The sequence below is a fragment of the Stenotrophomonas sp. G106K1 genome (genome assembly GCF_037969685.1).
Taxonomy (GTDB): domain Bacteria; phylum Pseudomonadota; class Gammaproteobacteria; order Xanthomonadales; family Xanthomonadaceae; genus Stenotrophomonas; species Stenotrophomonas lactitubi.
The window spans coordinates 83,214-99,951 of sequence record NZ_JBBPFR010000004.1 but is presented as its reverse complement, the minus strand read 5'-3'; the positions used below and the strand labels follow the sequence as shown (position 1 = coordinate 99,951).

Below are 16,738 nucleotides of genomic sequence, written 5' to 3'. Positions count from 1 at the left end.
GCCCGGCATCGTAACGCAGGGAGCCACCCCTCATGCCTCTGGCGTCCTCGGCGGCAGCCTGTCGTCACGCTGGTGCCAGGCCGGCAGCTCCAGCGCATGGTGTTTGAGCATCGCCTGGATGCACGCGTGCGCCTGTTCCCTTTCCGCAGGCTCGCATTGGTCCAGGATCTCCGCAGCCAGCGTTTCAAACTGAGGCCAGAACTGCGCCGGATGCCGCACCTGCGCCAACCAGTGCACCAGCATCTCGGCCAGCGCATCAAGCTGCACCTGTATTTCGGGGCGAACGTTCATTCCGGGGCCGCACCCAGGTCAAGCGCAACACGATAGTGATGCCCGTCATCCCGAAGCTGGACGGTAAGGTCCGGCTGCAGCATGCCATCCACACGCAACGTTGCCTGGCCCTGCGCAGTGCGGGTCACCACGAATTCGTAGAAGCTGCGACCGAAGCGGTAGCTCAGTTCGAATGATGGCCAGTGATCGGGCAGGCAAGGCGCAAGCGATAGACGATCGCCCTCGCGACGTATGCCAAGCAGGGATTCGACCAGCAGGCGATACATCCAGCCGGCCGAACCGGTGTACCACGTCCAGCCGCCGCGCCCGACGTGCGGTGGCACGGCGTATACATCCGCTGCCAACACATAGGGTTCGACACGGTAGGTCTGCACCGCCTCCGGGTCCAGCGCGTGATTGAGCGGGTTGATCATGCCGGCCAGCTCCCAGGCACGCACCGCGTCTCCCTGCTGTGCGAATGCCATCGCCGCCCATACGGCCGCGTGGGTGTACTGGCCGCCATTCTCGCGCACCCCAGGTACGTAACCACGGATGTAGCCGGGGTCTTCCGTGGTCTGGTCGAAGGGCGGATCGAGCAGCTGGATCAGCTGGGCGTCCTTTCGCACCAGATGCGTGTAGAGCGAATCCAGGGCTTGCGTGGCGCGCTCAGGCGCGGCAACGCCCGACAGCACCGACCAGCTCTGGGAGATCGAGTCGATGCGGCATTCCTGGTTCTGTGACGAGCCCAGCGGGGTGCCGTTGTCGAACCAGGCGCGGCGATACCATTCCCCATCCCAGGCATGCTGTTCCAGGTTCTGGCGCAGGCTCTCGGCCTGCTGTTGGCACCATTGCGCACGGGCAGCATCGCCACGCGCGTTGGCCAACCCGATGAAGCGGTGCAGCGTGTCATGCAGGAAGAAACCGAGCCACACACTTTCACCGCGCTGCTGGTCGCCGACACGGTTCATGCCGTCGTTCCAATCACCACTGCCCATCAACGGCAGGCCGCGCTCGCCGAGCAGCCGGCAACCGCGCTCGAGCGCGAGGACGCAGTGCGCATACAGGGTGTCACGCTGCGTCGAAGGTGTAGGCGTGTCGTAGTACCCTTCCTCTTCCACGGTCACCGCGCGCCCCTCGATGAAGCCGACCACTTCCTCCAGCACGCTGGCGTCGCCGGTGACCTCCAGATAGCGGCATGCGCCCTGGGCCAACCACAGATAGTCGTCGGAGCAGCGAGTGCGAACCCCTCGACCTTGCGGTGGGTGCCACCAGTGCATCACATCGCCATCGGTGAACTGGTGTGCAGCGCACAGCAGCAGGTGCTCGCGGGTCAGCTCGGGGCGAGCGTGTACGAGGGCGAGCGCGTCCTGCAGCTGGTCGCGGAAGCCGAACGCTCCGCCTGACTGATAGTAGCCACTGCGCGCCAGGTAGCGGCAGCCCAGGGTCTGGTAGACCAGCCAGCCATTGGCCAGTGCGTCCAACGCCGGGTCCGGCGTACGCACCTGCACCGTGGCCAGCACATTGCGCCAGTGGATGCGCACCGCGTCCAGTGCGTCGATGGCCTCCTGGGCGCCCTGACGGCTTCGTGCCAACGCCAGCGTTTCCTCGCGGTCGCGCCCCGCGCCAAGGCGGAACGTGGTTTCACTACGATCGCCCGGCGCCAGCTCCAGCGGCACCTGGATCGCCGCACAGGGATCCAGGCCCGCACCCATCCTTCCATCCAGCCGTTCGCGCCGCAGCGCCGCCGGTGCGTGCAGGCTGCCGTTGCGGCCGATGAACTCCAGGCGATCACAGGTCCAGCCGCAGCCGTCGGCATCGGTGTCGAAGAAGGCCATTCGGCCGCCGAAGTCGGTGCTGTAGGCGTTGCGCGCCAACAGCGCCCCAGTCTGTGGGTCGCGCTCGGTGACCACGTGCATGCGCGACTTCGCGCGCAGGTCACCCATCACCCACTCAACGTAGCCGATGGCCGACAGCCGCCGTGTCCTGCCCGACAGGTTGTGCAGGCGCAGTACCGAGAACTTCAGCGGCGCGGCGACGTCGACAAATACCCACAACTCACTGGCGATGTCGTCCTCGACATGCTCGTAGACGGTGTAGCCGAATCCATGGCGCGTGCGGTAGGCCCCGGTGCCCCTGCGCGGCAGCGGCATCGGCGACCAGACACGACCGGTTTCTTCGTCGCGCAGGTAGAACGCCTCGCCGCCCGTGTCCGAGACCGGGTCATTGAGCCAGGGCGTCAAGCGGAACTCGTGCGCATTCTCGAACCACGTATAGCCCGGCGCACTTTCGCTGACGACCGTGCCCAGACGGGCGTTCGCGATCACGTTGGCCCATGGCGCCGGCGTCGGCGCATCTTCGCGCACCACCACGACGTACTCGCGGCCGTCCTCGCTGAAACAGCCGGTGCCGTTGTCGAACTGGCCAGCGCCGCGGTAGGGAAGGAACGGCCACGGGTCGTCCATCTCGTCGTCGTGCTCGGTGTCCGGGGGCAAGCCGGCGTCGGGTCCGGCGTCGGCGATGATGGGCAGCGCCGGCGTCGCTTCCGACGACAGCGCCAGCTCCTGCTGCACTGCCTGCTGCACTGCCTGCGGCACCAGGGGCGCGATCCGTCGCGGAGGCAGCGGTTGGCGGCCCACCTGCGCGGCAAGGGTGCCGTCCTCGTCGCTGATCACCGCCCGCGCCACCGCCTGCAGCAGGACGCGGTCCTCGTGGGTCATGTTCTGCACCGGCCGCACGAAGATGCCGCCAGGGCGATCAAGCAGGCCGGTCTCCGAACTGGCGGCCACCATGCCCAGGATCTGGTCCTGCAGTTCCTGCCGATAGCCGGCCTTGCTGTCGTTCCAGATGACCAGGTCGGTATTGAGTCCCTTCTGGCGCCAATAGGCGTGCGCCTGCACCAGTTGCCTGACCAGTTCCACGTTGTCCGCATCGGTGACCTTGAGAAGCACGATGGGCAGGTCACCCGAGATGGCATGGCTCCACAGCCCGGATTGTCCGCGCTGGTTCTGCAGGAGGACCCCGGCACCCGCGCGCAGCAGTGGCCCGGCATACAGCACGTGGGCGGCCAGGCGTTCGTACAGCGCCGCCTCGGCCTGGCTGGCGTTGATCTGCCGGCGCACCACCTGGCTGTGCGTCCACGCCAGGTCGAAGACGCGGTCGGCCAGGCGGCGGTCACGGTATTTGTCCACCAGCACTTCGCAACCGGGGCGGTCGGCGCCGACGCCGTACACCATGTCCAGCTGCACGGTCTGCTCGGGCTCAAGCACTACGCGGACGCGGATCGCCACGATCGGGTCGAGCACCGAACCATCCGTGCCGGAAAGGTTGGTATCGGCGGTCAATGCCTGCGGCGTCCGCGGCGTATTGCCACGACCGAGGAAGCGCGCACGGTCGGTTTCGTAGGAGATCGCCACCACCTCCGCGTCATGCACCGCAACCAGATGGAACATCCACGGCGGCACCTCGTCGTGCGAACGGGGCCGACGCGTGCACAGTACCGCCTGCTTGGCAGCGAGGATCTCGCTCTGCACGAACAGGTTGCTGAAGGCCGGATGCGCATCGTCGGCCGCGGCGGGTGCCAGCACCACTTCGGCATAGGTGGTGATCTCCACCGTGCGCGGGCGACGGCTGCGATTGGTCAGGCGCAGGCGCCTGAGCTCGATGTCGTCCTCGGCGGAGATGGCGACCTGCAGATGGCTCTCGCAACCGCGGCGCGTACCACGGAATTCCGCCTTGGCGTCCGAGAAGATCGCCTCGTAATTGTCCACCGCCACGCAGGTGGGCTGGTACGCGGCAGACCAGAACTCGCCGCTGTCCACATCACGCAGATAGCAGAACGACCCCCAGGCATCGGTGGTGCCGTCCTCGCGCCAGCGGGTCAGCGACAGATCGCCGTGGCGGCTGTAGCCGCCGCCGGCATGGGTCAACATGCCGTGGTAGCGTCCGTTGGACAGCAGCTGCACTTCCGGGCGCGGGCCACCCGGGTCCCGCAGCACGCGCAGGGACGTCTCGTCTTCGGCCATGGCCGAGTGCTCGCCCAGCGCTTCCACCTCATGTGGGTGGAAGACGCCGATGCGCGGAATGCGCTCCTGCAGCAACAGCAAGGTGGCCTGGAACTCGACGTCGGCAAGGAAGCGGCGCTGCATCGGCTGGTCGCGCAACAGGTAATCCAGCGACAGCAGGCCCATGCCCTGGTGGTGGGCCATGAACGAACGCAACAGCACGTGATCCTGCCCCGGCGGCAGCCGGGCAGGGGTGTAGTCGATCGCCTCGTACATGCCAAAGCGCCCTGCAAACCCCAATCCCTCAAGCACCTGCAGGTTCTGGCACGCCGCTTCCGGCGCCACCATCAGCGCCATCATGCTGGCATAGGGCGCGATGACCCGATCCTGGCCCAGGCCGCGCTTGAGCCCCAACCCCGGCACGCCGAAAGCCCGGTACTGGTAGTTCAGGCGGGCATCGACGGCGTTGTAGCCGGACTCGGACACGCCCCACGGCAGGTTCAGGGTGCGGCCGTAGACGATCTGCGCCTCGACCGCATGCCGTGCGGTCTGGTCCAGCAGCGTGTCCGGATAGCTGGGCATCACCAACTGCGGCATGAGGTACTCGAACATCGAGCCACTCCATGAAAGGAGCGTCGGCGTGCCGTTGACCTCGGTGAGCATCCGGCCGAGCGCAAACCAGCTCTCCTGCGCCAACTGGCCCTGGGCAATGGCGACGAAGGCGCATAGCCGCGCTTCGGAGGCCAACAGATCGTAGAAGCTGTTGTCGAGGCGATGGTCGTCGACGTTGTAGCCGATCGAGAGCAGGTTGCGGGTGCGGTAGAACAGGAACCCGTATTCCATCAGCGAGAACTGCCCGGCTCGGTGCGCCAGGGCCTGCAATTGCTGGATGCGCGCGCGTGCGTCCGCACCGATGGTACCGGCCAGCGCGGCCAGCTGGCGCAGGCTTGGCACCGGCGCTTCGTGGTCCGCGTTGGCAGCGGCCGGGAGGTCGGCAAGCGACGTAAGGGCAGCGTGGCATTCGGCGGCGAACAGGGCCGGCCAGTGCAGCTCGCCTTCCTCGGGCGATGGCGGCGCGGGCCACTGCACCAACACGGCGTCGGCCAGGCCGGCCAGTTCCTGCAGGCGGGCGAGAATCTCCGCCGTTCCGACAGGGCGGTCCACACGCGTTGAGGCCAGACGCTGGCGCAGATGGTTGAGCGCCTCGACCAGCGCTGCATCGTCGCGGCGATGGCGCTGCCGTTCCTCTTCCAGCACGCCAAGCGTATCGGCCAGGCCATCGAACGTGTGCGGCGCCAGCACCGGCGCATCCACCAGCGCAAGCAGGCCTTGGCGCAGGGTAAGCAGGTGGCCGGCCAGGTTGCCGCTGTCCACGGTGGAAACATAGCGCGGCGGCAGCGGCGCCAGGGTTTCGGTGTCGTACCAGTTCAGGAAGTGGCCACGATGGCGCGGCAGCTGGTCCAGCGTATCGAAGGTGAGGGCGGTACGTTCTGCGACCGCGCCCAGCTGCAGATAGCCGAAATCCCACGCCGACAGATTGGCCAGCAGGGACAGGCCGATGTTGGTTGGCGAGGTGCGACGTGCCACCACCAGCGACGGATGCTCCTGGATGTTGTCCGGTGGCAACCAATGATCCTGCTCGCGCACCCAGGCCTGGAAGAAGGACCAGGTGCGACGCGCCAGCCGGCCCAGGAACGCCCGCTGCGTTACGGAAAGCTCCGCCACGCTCGCGGCCGGCGGCCGGCCCAGCCACGCCATCAACGCGGGGGCGAAGGCCCAGGCCAACAGCAAGGGCAGGGCGAACGGCAGCGCCTGCGGACGCACGCTGGCCACCACAACCACCAAAGCGATCGCCAGCAGTGAGGCCGGCGCCATCACCCGCCATTCCGCGCCGCGGTCGCTGCCCAGGTGGCGCTCGACTTCGCTGGAGGGGTTCCACTGCAGCAGGTGGCGGCGCGTGACGGCCATGCGCCAGAGCGTGCGCAGCACCGCGTCGCTCGCCAGCAATGCCTCGAAGGGCAGGCACGCGACCTGGGTGGACGCGCGCAGCAACGATTGCAGCGTACCGCGCCCGACCTTGATGTAATGCGCTTCCAGCGGCGTGTCGTCCGGAACGCTCAGGGCATCGCGCAGCATGCCTATCAGCGGCGGCGCGTACCACAGCGCCAGCACCCACGCGGTCCATGCAGCAGGGTTTGCGGCATACAGCCAGCCCACCACCAGCAAGGCCAGCGCCGCGATCGGCACCAGGCTGCGGCGCAGGTTGTCCAGCAATTTGCCGCGTGACAGCAGACTGAGCCGGTTGCGTTCCCATCCCGGGCCCGGGCGCGGCGTCCACGGCATCAACCACGGCAACAGCTGCCAGTCACCGCGGATCCAGCGCGCACGGCGCTTGGCGTCGGCGGCGTAGCGCTCGGGGTAGTCCTCGTACAGGCGCACATCGCTGACCAGGCCCGCACGTGCATAGCAACCTTCCAGCAGGTCGTGGCTGAGGATGCGGTTCTCGGGCAGGCGACCCTCCAGTGCATGCTCGAAGGCGTCGACGTCATAGATGCCCTTGCCGACGAATGAGCCTTCGTCGAACAGGTCCTGGTAGACGTCCGAGACCATGCGCGTGTACGGATCGATGCCGGGCTCGCTGCCGAACATCCGGGCAAAACGCGAGGTGCGGCGCCGGCCCAGGCTGGTGCCGACGCTGGGCTGCAGGATGCCGTATCCCTCCACCACGCGTTGCAGCGCCGGATCGAAGCGCGGGCGGTTGAGCGGGTGCGCCAACGTGGCGACGAACGCGCGGGCCGCATCGCGCGGAAGTTGTGTATCCGAATCCAGGGTGATGACGTAACGGACGCCGATCAGCGCAGCTGCGTCACCGACGATGCGCATGAACGCGGCCGCATCGCCCAGGCGGAGCAGGGCATTGAGCGCTGCCAGCTTACCGCGCTTGCGCTCGTGCCCCATCCACACGCCTTCGCCCGGGTTCCATTGCCTGGGGCGGTGCAGCAGGTAGAAGCGGTCGCCGCGCTCGGGCGCATAACGCCTGTTCAACTCCTCGATCCGTGCCGTGGCGTGCGCAAGCAGGGTGTCGTCCGTCGCCGCCGTGGCCTCCGCCGCGTCGAGGAAGTCCGTCAGCAGCACGAAGCGCAGCTGAGGATCACGGTTGGCCAGGAAGCGCACCTCCAGCGCTTCGACCAGCACGTCGATTCCTTCGACGCTGGACAACATCGAGGGGACCGCGACCACGGTGGCGCAGGCGGTAGGGATGCCTTCGCTGAAATCCAGCTTGGGCAGCGGCCTGGGGGCGACCAGCACCGTTGCGGTCCAGTTCACCAGCACGATGCCCAGCTCGCTGAACACCAGCAGTGCGAGCAGCGCGGTCAGCCAGAGCGGTACCGAACCACTGCCGGTTGCCAGCAGGCCCGCGGTGGCCAGCACCGCCAGCAGGGCGATCGGCAGCAGGTACAGCGCAAGCGGCACGCGATGCGCCAGCCGCCGTGCCTTGCGGTGACGCGGTGCTGCCTCGGCCACCGCTTCCACGGTGGCGTGCAGGCCATCGCCAACCAGCCAGTAACCCACGTGCGTGCGCGGCCCATCCGGCAGCGTCGCCGTCCGTGCCAGGTCCAGCGCGATGGTGGCAACGCGCTCCTCTGCCATGCGGCTGCCGCGGGCGATCTTCTCCACCACGTGGCGATAGGCGTCGCGGGTGGCGAAGTCCATCTGCGCATAGACGGCCATCGGGTCTTCGCGCAGCCGCTGCTCCACCACACTCATCTCTTCAACAAACGTGCGCCAATCCATGGTGGACAGAAAGCGCAGGCTGCCGATGCTGTTGCTGATCGAGACCTGGTCGGCCGCCTGCTGCTGCCCCTCGGCGGCGACCAGTTCATCGATGCGCTGCCCGGCCGCTGCCGCCCACTGTTCCAGCCAGGCGACGGGCATGGCCCACGCACCGCCGCGCCCATGCAGTGAGCGCGTCAGCTCGGCGATGAACGCGCCGGTCAAGGGCGGCGCGGATCGTGCCATGTCGGCAACCACCAGGACCACATCGGTCGGGGTCTCGGAAGCGGCTTGATTGAGGTTGTCAGCCCATTGCGAAGCGAGGCGACGGTCGGTTCCGTCGCGCATCACCCGCGCCGCCATGCGCCGCAGGTTCTCCAGCAGGGCCAGGCGTAGCATGATCGGAACGGCCCACAGCTCGCCCAGGCTCAGCGGCGCGAGCGACTGGTACGAGGCGATGAAGCGGCCCAGCGTGTCGGCGTCAATGCGGCCGTCACCGTGCGCGATGGCCTGCATCGACAGTTCATACACCCGCGGCAACCCGGCTGAGGGACCCGAGACAAGCGACGGCAGCTGCCGGCTGTAGCCGCGCGGCAGGTGGCGTCGCGCGGTCTGGATCTGTTCCTCAACCAGGTAGTAGTTGTCGAGCAGCCATTCCCCAGCCGGGGTTACCGGCCGCTGTTCGCGTACCACGCTGCTGAGCAGCGTATTGGCGTCTTCCAGCACCCGCTCGTTGGCCTGCAGGCGTTCGAGCAGGCGCTCCGGGCCGGGTCGCATGCGCACGCGGTGCTGGCGCGCTAGCGCGCGGCCGTACACCTCCATCTGTTCAACGCTGTACAGCGCGGCACGCAGTGGGCCCTCGGTGGCCTCGATGGCCGGGACCGAGGCCTGGTGTTCACGCCAGCGCCAACGCACACGACGACGCAGGCGCAGCCAGCGGCCAAATAGACGACGAAGGTGGGGCATGGGCTACCAAGGGGGAGGGTGCGTCCTGCATGGTTGCATTGCAGGTGCCGTGGTAGCTGTGAAGGCCGGGTTCCCGGTCCTTGCTGGCGGAGTCGAACCCCCGGGGCGGAACTCCCTCGCTCCATTCACCCCGCAGCAGCGAGAATGTGTCACCGGGCACGCGCTGAGGCGTGCCGCTTACTGCCTGCAGGATCGCGAAGATGTCCAACACCCCCTTTGGCGAATCGTCATGTGCTGCCGCCGCCAGCGGCTGCGTCGAGGTGCGCGGCGCGCGCGAGCACAACCTCAAGAATGTCGATGTCTCCATTCCGCGCAACGCACTGGTGGTGTTCTCTGGGGTATCGGGTTCCGGAAAGTCGTCGCTGGCCTTTGGCACTGTCTTCGCCGAGGCGCAGCGGCGCTACTTCGAATCCGTAGCGCCGTACGCACGACGCCTGATCGACCAGGCGGGCGTGCCCGACGTGGATGCCATCGACGGCCTGCCGCCGGCGGTCGCCCTGCAGCAGCAGCGCGGCGCAAGCAATGCACGTTCATCGGTGGGCAGTGTCACCACGCTGTCCAGCCTGGTGCGGATGATGTACTCGCGCGCAGGCGCATACCCGGCCAATCAGCCCATGCTGTACGCCGAGGACTTCTCCCCCAATACACCGCAGGGCGCCTGCAGCACCTGCCACGGTCTTGGACATGTCTATGAGGTGACCGAAGCGTTGATGGTTCCGGATCCGTCGCTGAGCATCCGTGAACGCGCCATCGCCTCCTGGCCGCCGGCATGGCATGGCCAGAATCTGCGCGACATCCTGGTGACGCTTGGCTACGACATCGACATACCCTGGAAGAAGCTGCCGAAGAAGGACAGGGAGTGGATCCTGTTCACCGAGGAGACGCCGACCGTGCCGGTCTATGCCGGCTTCACGCCCGCCGAAACCCGTGCCGCGCTCAAGCGCAAGCTGGAGCCCAGCTACATGGGCACCTACACAGGCGCCCGCCGCTACGTGCTGCACACGTTTGCCAATACCCAGAGCGCACTGATGCGCAAGCGGGTCTCCCGCTACATGGAAGGTAAGCTGTGCCCGGCCTGTCACGGAAAGCGCCTGAAGCCGGAAGCGCTCTCGGTCAAGTTCGCGGGCGTGGACATCGGCGAGTTCATGCGGTTGCCGCTGGATCAACTGGCGGAGCTGCTCGAGCCCATCGCGCACGGCGATTTCAGCGCGCACAGCCGGGGGGGACGCACCAGCAGAAGCGCCACGCGCCGCGACCGCACCCAGCGCGCGGCCAGTGGTCGCGCCGTGCATGCCGCGGCCCCAGATGTGCGACTGACGTTGGCACTGTCGGAAGAGAAGCGTCTGGCCGCACAGCGGCTCGCAGGCGGGGTGATGGCGCGTGTGAGGCAACTGCGTGAGCTCGGCCTGGGGTATCTCTCGCTGGATCGCACGACGCCGACGCTGTCAGCTGGCGAACTACAGCGTCTGCGGCTGGCCACCCAGCTCAGCTCGTTGCTGTTTGGTGTGCTGTACGTGCTCGACGAGCCATCGGCTGGCCTGCACCCGGCCGACAGCCATGCGCTGTACGACGCGCTGGACCGGCTGCGCGACGGCGGCAACTCGGTCTTCGTTGTCGAGCATGATCTGGAGTTGATGCGCCGCGCGCAGTGGCTGGTGGATGTCGGCCCTGAGGCGGGCGAGCATGGCGGGCGCGTGCTCTACAGCGGCGAGCCCGATGGGCTCCGGCACGTGCAGGATTCACGCACGGCCCGGTACCTGTTCGACCAGGTGCCTGCGGCCGCGAGCCGGCAGCGCAGCGCCAACAGCTGGCTGGAGTTGAAGGGCATCCACCGCCACAACCTGCGGGGTGTGGATGCGCAGCTGCCTTTGGGGCTGCTGACCGCAGTGACCGGCATTTCGGGCTCCGGCAAGTCCAGCCTGATGGCGCAGGCACTGCCTGAGCTGATGCTGCTGCACCTGGGGCATGAGCCCGCAGACGATGGAGTGGAGGGCACGCCTACGGAAGGGCCGACCGTGATCGAGACGACGCGAGGTCAGCTTGCAGGTGATGTGGACGCCATCCAGCGGGTAGTGCAGGTGGACCAGAAGCCCATCGGCCGCACGCCTCGATCCAACCTGGCCACCTATACCGGGCTGTTCGACCACGTGCGCAAGTTGTTCGCGGCGACGACTGCCGCACGCCGTCGGCGTTTCGATGCGGGCCGCTTTTCGTTCAACGTGGCCAAAGGCAGATGCGAGACCTGCGAGGGCGAAGGCTTCGTCAGCGTCGAGCTGCTGTTCATGCCCAGCGTCTATGCGCCTTGCCCCACCTGCCACGGCGCCCGCTACAACGAGGCCACGCTGGCGGTGCTGTGGAATGACCGCAACATCGCCGAGGTCCTGCAGATGACGGTTGAGCAGGCGCATGCGTTCTTCATCGAGGAAGATGCCATCGCCCGCCCGCTGCAGTTGCTGCAGGAAATCGGCCTGGGGTACCTGAGGCTGGGCCAGCCGGCCACGGAACTGTCAGGCGGTGAAGCACAACGCATCAAGCTGGCGACCGAGCTGCAGCGCAGCCAGCGTGGGCGCACGCTTTACGTGTTGGACGAGCCCACCACCGGCCTGCATGCGTCGGACGTGGACAGGCTGCTGGTCCAGTTGCAGCGGCTGGTTGAGGCCGGAAATACGGTGGTGATGATCGAGCACGACATGCGCGCCGTCGCGCAGGCGGACTGGGTGATCGACCTCGGGCCTGGCGCGGGCGGTGCGGGTGGCACCATTGTGGCGAAGGGAACGCCGCAACAGGTGGCCCGCGACAAAGGAGGCAGGACGGCGCCTTTCCTTGCGCGGGAGCTGGGGCAGGGCGGCTGATCGAGGGGCGGATGCATTGAAAGAAGACGCCGGGCGCGACCGAGGAGTCGGCGCCCGATGTCCTGCTGCCGGGGCCTACTTTGTCGAGCTGATCGCTTCCTTGGCCGCTTGGTCGATCGTGTGGGCGACCACCTTGGGTTGCGTCATGAAGACCGCATGGCTTGCCGACACCTTGGTGATGCGGGCGTTGATGCGCTCGGCCATGTGGATGAGCATGGCCTGGTCGAATGCCTGGTCTTCGGTGGCAATGACGGCCCAGCTGGGTTTCGTCCGCCAGGCGGCCTGTGTCAGCTTCGTGGCGAATGCCGACATGTTGATGGGCACCTGCGAGTCGCTCAGGAATGCGGCGTCAGCGTCCGTGGTGTCGTGTGCGAAGCCGGCCTTGAACGCGGTCTGGCTGATGAAGCCGAAGCCGTCGCTCCCGGTTTCAATGACGAACCTGGGGGTGGGAGCGAACCCTTCGTACTGCTGCGCGGTGGTCTCACCTGCATCCGGTGCCAGCGCGGACACATAGACCAGGCCTGCCACCTTGCCGTGCACGCCGGCTTCGGTGATCACGGTACCGCCCCAGGAATGGCCGACCAGGATGGTGGGACCATCCTGACGGTCGAGCACGCGCTGGGTGGCCTTGACGTCATCGGCGAGCGAGGTCAGCGGGTTCTGCACGATGGATACACGATAGCCGAGCGCGGTCAGCTCGTTGTAGACCGGGCGCCAGCCCGCGCCATCGGCAAAGGCGCCATGGACCAGGACGACGTTCTTCACCCGGCCGGCATCGCCAGCGGCGGCGACATCGGCGGCGTGTGTGGACGGGCTGAAGCCGGCCGCCAGGGCGGCGGCGAGCACGGCGGGAATGAGCTTGAACATGTGTGTTATCCCACGTGGTGGTGATGGTCGGGAAGGCCACTTTGCGCGTCATTACAGGACCATTGGGCGCATATCGTCCTGATAATTTGATCAAGCGTACTGATTGCTGGGGGCGGCCGCGATCAGCGGCCGGCCGGAAGCCTGCCTACGCCGTCGGCACCGTTCCGCCGTCGATGATGTGCTCCGATCCCGAGATGGAGGCCCCACGGGGCGAGACCAGGAACGCGATGAGATCGGCCACTTCGCTCGGTTTGGCCGGGCGCCCCAACGGAATCCCGCCCAGCGCATCCATGACCATCTGCCTGGCACCTTCGTAGTCGGTGCCGGCATTGGCGGCGATGCCGCCGAGGAAATCGACCGCAGCTTCCGTCTCGACCCAGCCCGGCGAGACACGGACCACGCGCACGCCCTTGGGGGTGACTTCCTTGGACAGGGCCTTGCTGTAGGTGGACAACGCCGCTTTGGCTGCGGCGTAGGCGATCGTGGCGTCATGCAGCGGCAGCATGCGCTGGATCGACGATACATGCAGGATCACCCCGGTCCCCTGCGCGATCATCGCAGGGAGCAATGCACGATCCATCCGCACGGCCGACATCAGGTTCAGATCGAGCGCCCTGGCCCACTCGGCATCGTCCAGCCTGGCAAAGCCACCAGCGGGCGCCGACGAGCCACCGGCCACGTTGATGAGGATGTCGATTCCATGGAGCTTTTCCTGCGCCGCCTCGACGGCTTCGCGTACCCCGTGCGCCGTCGCGAGATCGGCCGCCACGTAGTGAACGCCCTCGACAGGCTGCTTCGGAATCGAGCGTGCCGTCGCGACGACCCGGGCATCAAGCTGGGACAGCAGTTCGACGACAGCCGCGCCGACGCCTCGCGTGCCGCCCGTTACCAGGATGCGCTTTCCCGCCAGTTGGAGATCGAAATTCATGGCGCGACCTCCAGTGAGGCGATCTTGCCGCGCTCCAGCACGAAGACGTAACGCAGGTCCAGCGGGCTGCCGGGAAAGTTGCCCGACACACGGCAGGTAACGACGTGGGAGCGCCCTTGGGTTTCCAGAGTGTGAGGTTGGGTCGTATAGGTGTACCTGGCAGATGCCTCGTTCTTCCAGGCTTCGATCGCGGCCGCGCCGGAATGGGTGTTGCCCTCATCAAGGACAACACCCTCCCTGGTGAAGCAGGAGGCAACCGCTTGACCGTTCTGGTGGTCGGCGGCGAAGTAGGCTGCGATCGGCGCGGGCAGGTCCAGATCTTTCATTGCAATGCTCCGTTTGGGGTGTGCGGAGCTAGATTGATTGGTTTCCTGCGGTTAGAGAATCACCTATTATCCGATCAGGTCATGTAGGAATCAGTGCACAATGCGCGGCTCCGAATTTGCGGAACTCAAGGCCTTCGTCGCCGTGGTCGAGCGCGGCAGCTTCGCGCGGGCTGCCGATCATCTGGGCCTGTCACGGTCGGCCCTCAGTCAGATCATCCGCCAGTTGGAAGCCCGGCTGCGCGTGCGCCTGTTGAACCGCACCACACGCAGCGTCTCGCCGACCGAGCCCGGTCGGCGGCTGCATGAGCGCATGGCCCCCATGCTTCGCGAGATGGACGAAGCCGTGGCGCAGGCAATGGGCGCGAGTGCGCGTGCGGCGGGAACCCTGCGTATCAACACCCTGAGCATGGGCGCCAAGCGCGTGCTCGCACCACGGTTGGGACGTTTCGCACAGGCCAACCCCGATGTCGTTCTCGATATCGTGATAGATGATGGCCTCAGCGACATCGCGGGAGAGGGATTCGATGCCGGCATACGGGTAGGTGGGCGGCTGCAGAATGACATGGTGGCGGTCCGGCTGACTCCAGATTTCGAGCTGCTTGCCGTAGCTTCGCCCGAATATCTTGCCCGGCATGGCACACCCAGGACGCCGGCGGATCTGAGCCGCCACGCCTGTATCAACTGGCGCTTTCCGGGCAGCGGCAAGGTCGCGGGCTGGCCGTTCAAGAAGAAGGACAAGGCGATCGAGTTCTTCGGTGATGGAAAGGTGATCTCGAACCATCAGGACATCATCGTGCCCGCCGCGCTGCAGGGTCTTGGAATCCTGTACGCCTACAACGACAGTGAGATTGCGGACGCCCTGCGCGACGGACGGCTCAAACGCGTGCTTGCCGACTGGTCGCCGACGGTGCCCGGCCTCTTCCTCTACTATTCCAGCCGGCGTCACATGCTGCCGGCGCTGCGTGCTTTCATTGATTGCCTGCTTGATCAGGACGTTGGTAGCGAAGCGCCCACCAAGCCAGGCCTTTCCCGCTGATCGTCCCGCTGGCGGTCCAGATCCTCGATGTCTGCTTTCGAACCAGAGCGATCTCCCATGGCAGGGGCACGCTTCACCTTGTTGGAGACCACGATGCCTGATGTCGTCGCGCCTGCAGAGATCGGACAGCGCCTGTTGCTCCGCACCAGTCTCAGCGTTGCATCGATCGTGCTGATGTTCGTGGTGCCATCGGCCCCCGCGCAGGAGGTGTCACCTGCAATCCAGTCCCGGATTGCCCGGGTGGAGCAGGGTCTTTCCAGTCGCGTAATCGTCAAGGGCGCCACCGGCCAAAAGGCGTCGATTGCCACACGCATGGCCTTCCACGATGTTCCAGCGGTCAGCATTGCGCTCATCAACGATGGGCATGTCGAATGGACGCGGAGCTACGGCGTGCTCGATACCACCAGTCAACGCGCGGTCACACCTGCAAGCCTGTTTCAGGCTGGCTCAATCAGCAAGCCTGTCAGTGCACTGGGCGCGCTGCACCTGGTCGAGCAGGGCAAGCTGTCGCTGGACGCTCCTGCGAACGGCCAGCTCAGCAACTGGAAGATTCCGGAGAACGCCTTCACCCGGCAAAGCCCCGTCACGCTACGCGGTCTGCTCAACCACAGTGCCGGCATCAACGTCCATGGCTTCTACGGCTACGCACAGGGCCAACGGGTACCGTCGCTGCTGCAGGTGCTGGATGGTGTGGCGCCAGCGAACTCCGAGGCGGTTCGTGTGGAGGCCACGCCCGGCACCGGTTGGAAGTACTCCGGAGGTGGCTACAGCATTGTCCAGCTGATGATGACCGAATCCGGCGGGAAGCCATTTCCCGAGTTGATGCAGGCGTTGGTGCTCGGCCCGCTGGACATGGACGACAGTACGTTCGCCATGACACTGCCGCCAGCATGGCAGGCGCGGGCAGCAACGGGCCATGAAAGCAACGGAACGCCCCTCGCCGGCTGTTGGCACGTCTATCCGCAGTCGGCAGCAGCCGCCCTCTGGAGCACTCCGACGGATCTGGCCAAGGTGGTCGTCGACATCCAGCAGGCGCAGCCCGGAAAGCCCGGAAAGGTGCTGTCCAGTGCGATGACCTCCACAATGCTGAGCCGGGGTCTGGGTGAGTACGGCCTCGGGCTGTACGTTGAGACGCTTGGCAGGGGCAGCAGCTTTTCCCACTCGGGAGGTACGGATGGGTTCCGCTCGCAGCTGTATGGCTACACCCACACCGGGCAGGGCGTGGTGGTCATGACCAATAGCGATAACGGCGCTGCTCTGATCGATGAGATTCTTGTCAGCGTGGCGGCAGAGTATGGCTGGCCGGAGTTCCAGATCATCGAGAAAGCTGCGTTGGCAGCCGACCCAACGGCCAACGCGACGTATGCAGGCGACTACACTCTGGTGGGCAAGCCTGCGCAGATCATTGCCGAAGGAGACCGCCTGTATCTCCAGAGCGAACTGCTCAGCAAGCGGCGGATGCAGCTGTTTGCGGAGTCAAGGACCCGGTTCTTCATGACCGCACAGGACATGACGGTCGAATTCCAGCAGGCCGGCAGCAAGAGGCCAGGCAGCTTTTCGCTGAAGCGCGGGAACAGCACCTACGTCGCCATGCGGGCGCATTAGGTGCCAAGCCAGCCAGTTCCGGCCCTGCTCGGTGGCAGCCTCAACGATGGTTGAGGCATTGTCTTGAGCGGGTCCATGCTGCCCGTTGCGCCGCTGGTCGACTACAGTAGGCG

Annotated in this window: 8 protein-coding genes; 3 read left to right on the top strand and 5 right to left on the bottom strand. The window is 66.4% G+C overall.

Going from position 1 to position 16,738, the window contains the following annotated elements:
• Positions 1 to 30 precede the first annotated feature (30 nt).
• Together WKB25_RS05710 and WKB25_RS05705 are read right to left on the bottom strand one after the other, a co-directional pair.
• Positions 31 to 267: a hypothetical protein gene (locus WKB25_RS05710; RefSeq protein WP_340569259.1), complete on the bottom strand. Its 237-nt coding sequence runs from the start codon at positions 265 to 267 to the stop codon at positions 31 to 33.
• A 20-nt stretch (positions 268 to 287) separates the two neighbouring features.
• Positions 288 to 9,011, bottom strand: a complete 8,724-nt coding sequence (locus WKB25_RS05705) for a glucoamylase family protein (RefSeq protein ID WP_340569258.1) — start codon at positions 9,009 to 9,011, stop codon at positions 288 to 290.
• Between the two features lie 200 nt (positions 9,012 to 9,211).
• Between WKB25_RS05705 and WKB25_RS05700 the strand changes: the two genes are divergently transcribed.
• Entirely contained in the window at positions 9,212 to 11,863 is a 2,652-nt protein-coding gene (locus tag WKB25_RS05700; protein ID WP_340569256.1) for an excinuclease ABC subunit UvrA, read from the top strand.
• A gap of 75 nt (positions 11,864 to 11,938) precedes the next feature.
• On the opposite strand, the gene WKB25_RS05695 is transcribed toward WKB25_RS05700, so the two are convergent.
• From WKB25_RS05695 to WKB25_RS05685, 3 genes are all read right to left on the bottom strand, one after another.
• Positions 11,939 to 12,730 (bottom strand): alpha/beta hydrolase, encoded by a 792-nt coding sequence (locus WKB25_RS05695; RefSeq protein WP_340569254.1) that lies wholly within the window; start codon positions 12,728 to 12,730, stop codon positions 11,939 to 11,941.
• 145 nt (positions 12,731 to 12,875) lie between these two features.
• Positions 12,876 to 13,658 carry an SDR family oxidoreductase gene (locus tag WKB25_RS05690; RefSeq protein WP_340569253.1) on the bottom strand — a complete coding sequence of 261 codons (783 nt, stop codon included), beginning with the start codon at positions 13,656 to 13,658 and terminating at the stop codon, positions 12,876 to 12,878.
• Positions 13,655 to 13,984 (bottom strand): nuclear transport factor 2 family protein, encoded by a 330-nt coding sequence (locus tag WKB25_RS05685; RefSeq protein ID WP_340569252.1) that lies wholly within the window; start codon positions 13,982 to 13,984, stop codon positions 13,655 to 13,657. The genes WKB25_RS05690 and WKB25_RS05685 overlap by 4 nt, the downstream gene beginning before the upstream one ends.
• Positions 13,985 to 14,084: 100 nt before the next feature.
• On the opposite strand from WKB25_RS05685, the gene WKB25_RS05680 reads away from it, so the two are divergent.
• Together WKB25_RS05680 and WKB25_RS05675 are read left to right on the top strand one after the other, a co-directional pair.
• Entirely contained in the window at positions 14,085 to 15,020 is a 936-nt protein-coding gene (locus WKB25_RS05680; RefSeq protein ID WP_340569251.1) for a LysR family transcriptional regulator, read from the top strand.
• A 93-nt stretch (positions 15,021 to 15,113) separates the two neighbouring features.
• Positions 15,114 to 16,625: a serine hydrolase domain-containing protein gene (locus WKB25_RS05675; RefSeq protein WP_340569249.1), complete on the top strand. Its 1,512-nt coding sequence runs from the start codon at positions 15,114 to 15,116 to the stop codon at positions 16,623 to 16,625.
• Positions 16,626 to 16,738: the final 113 nt, after the last annotated feature.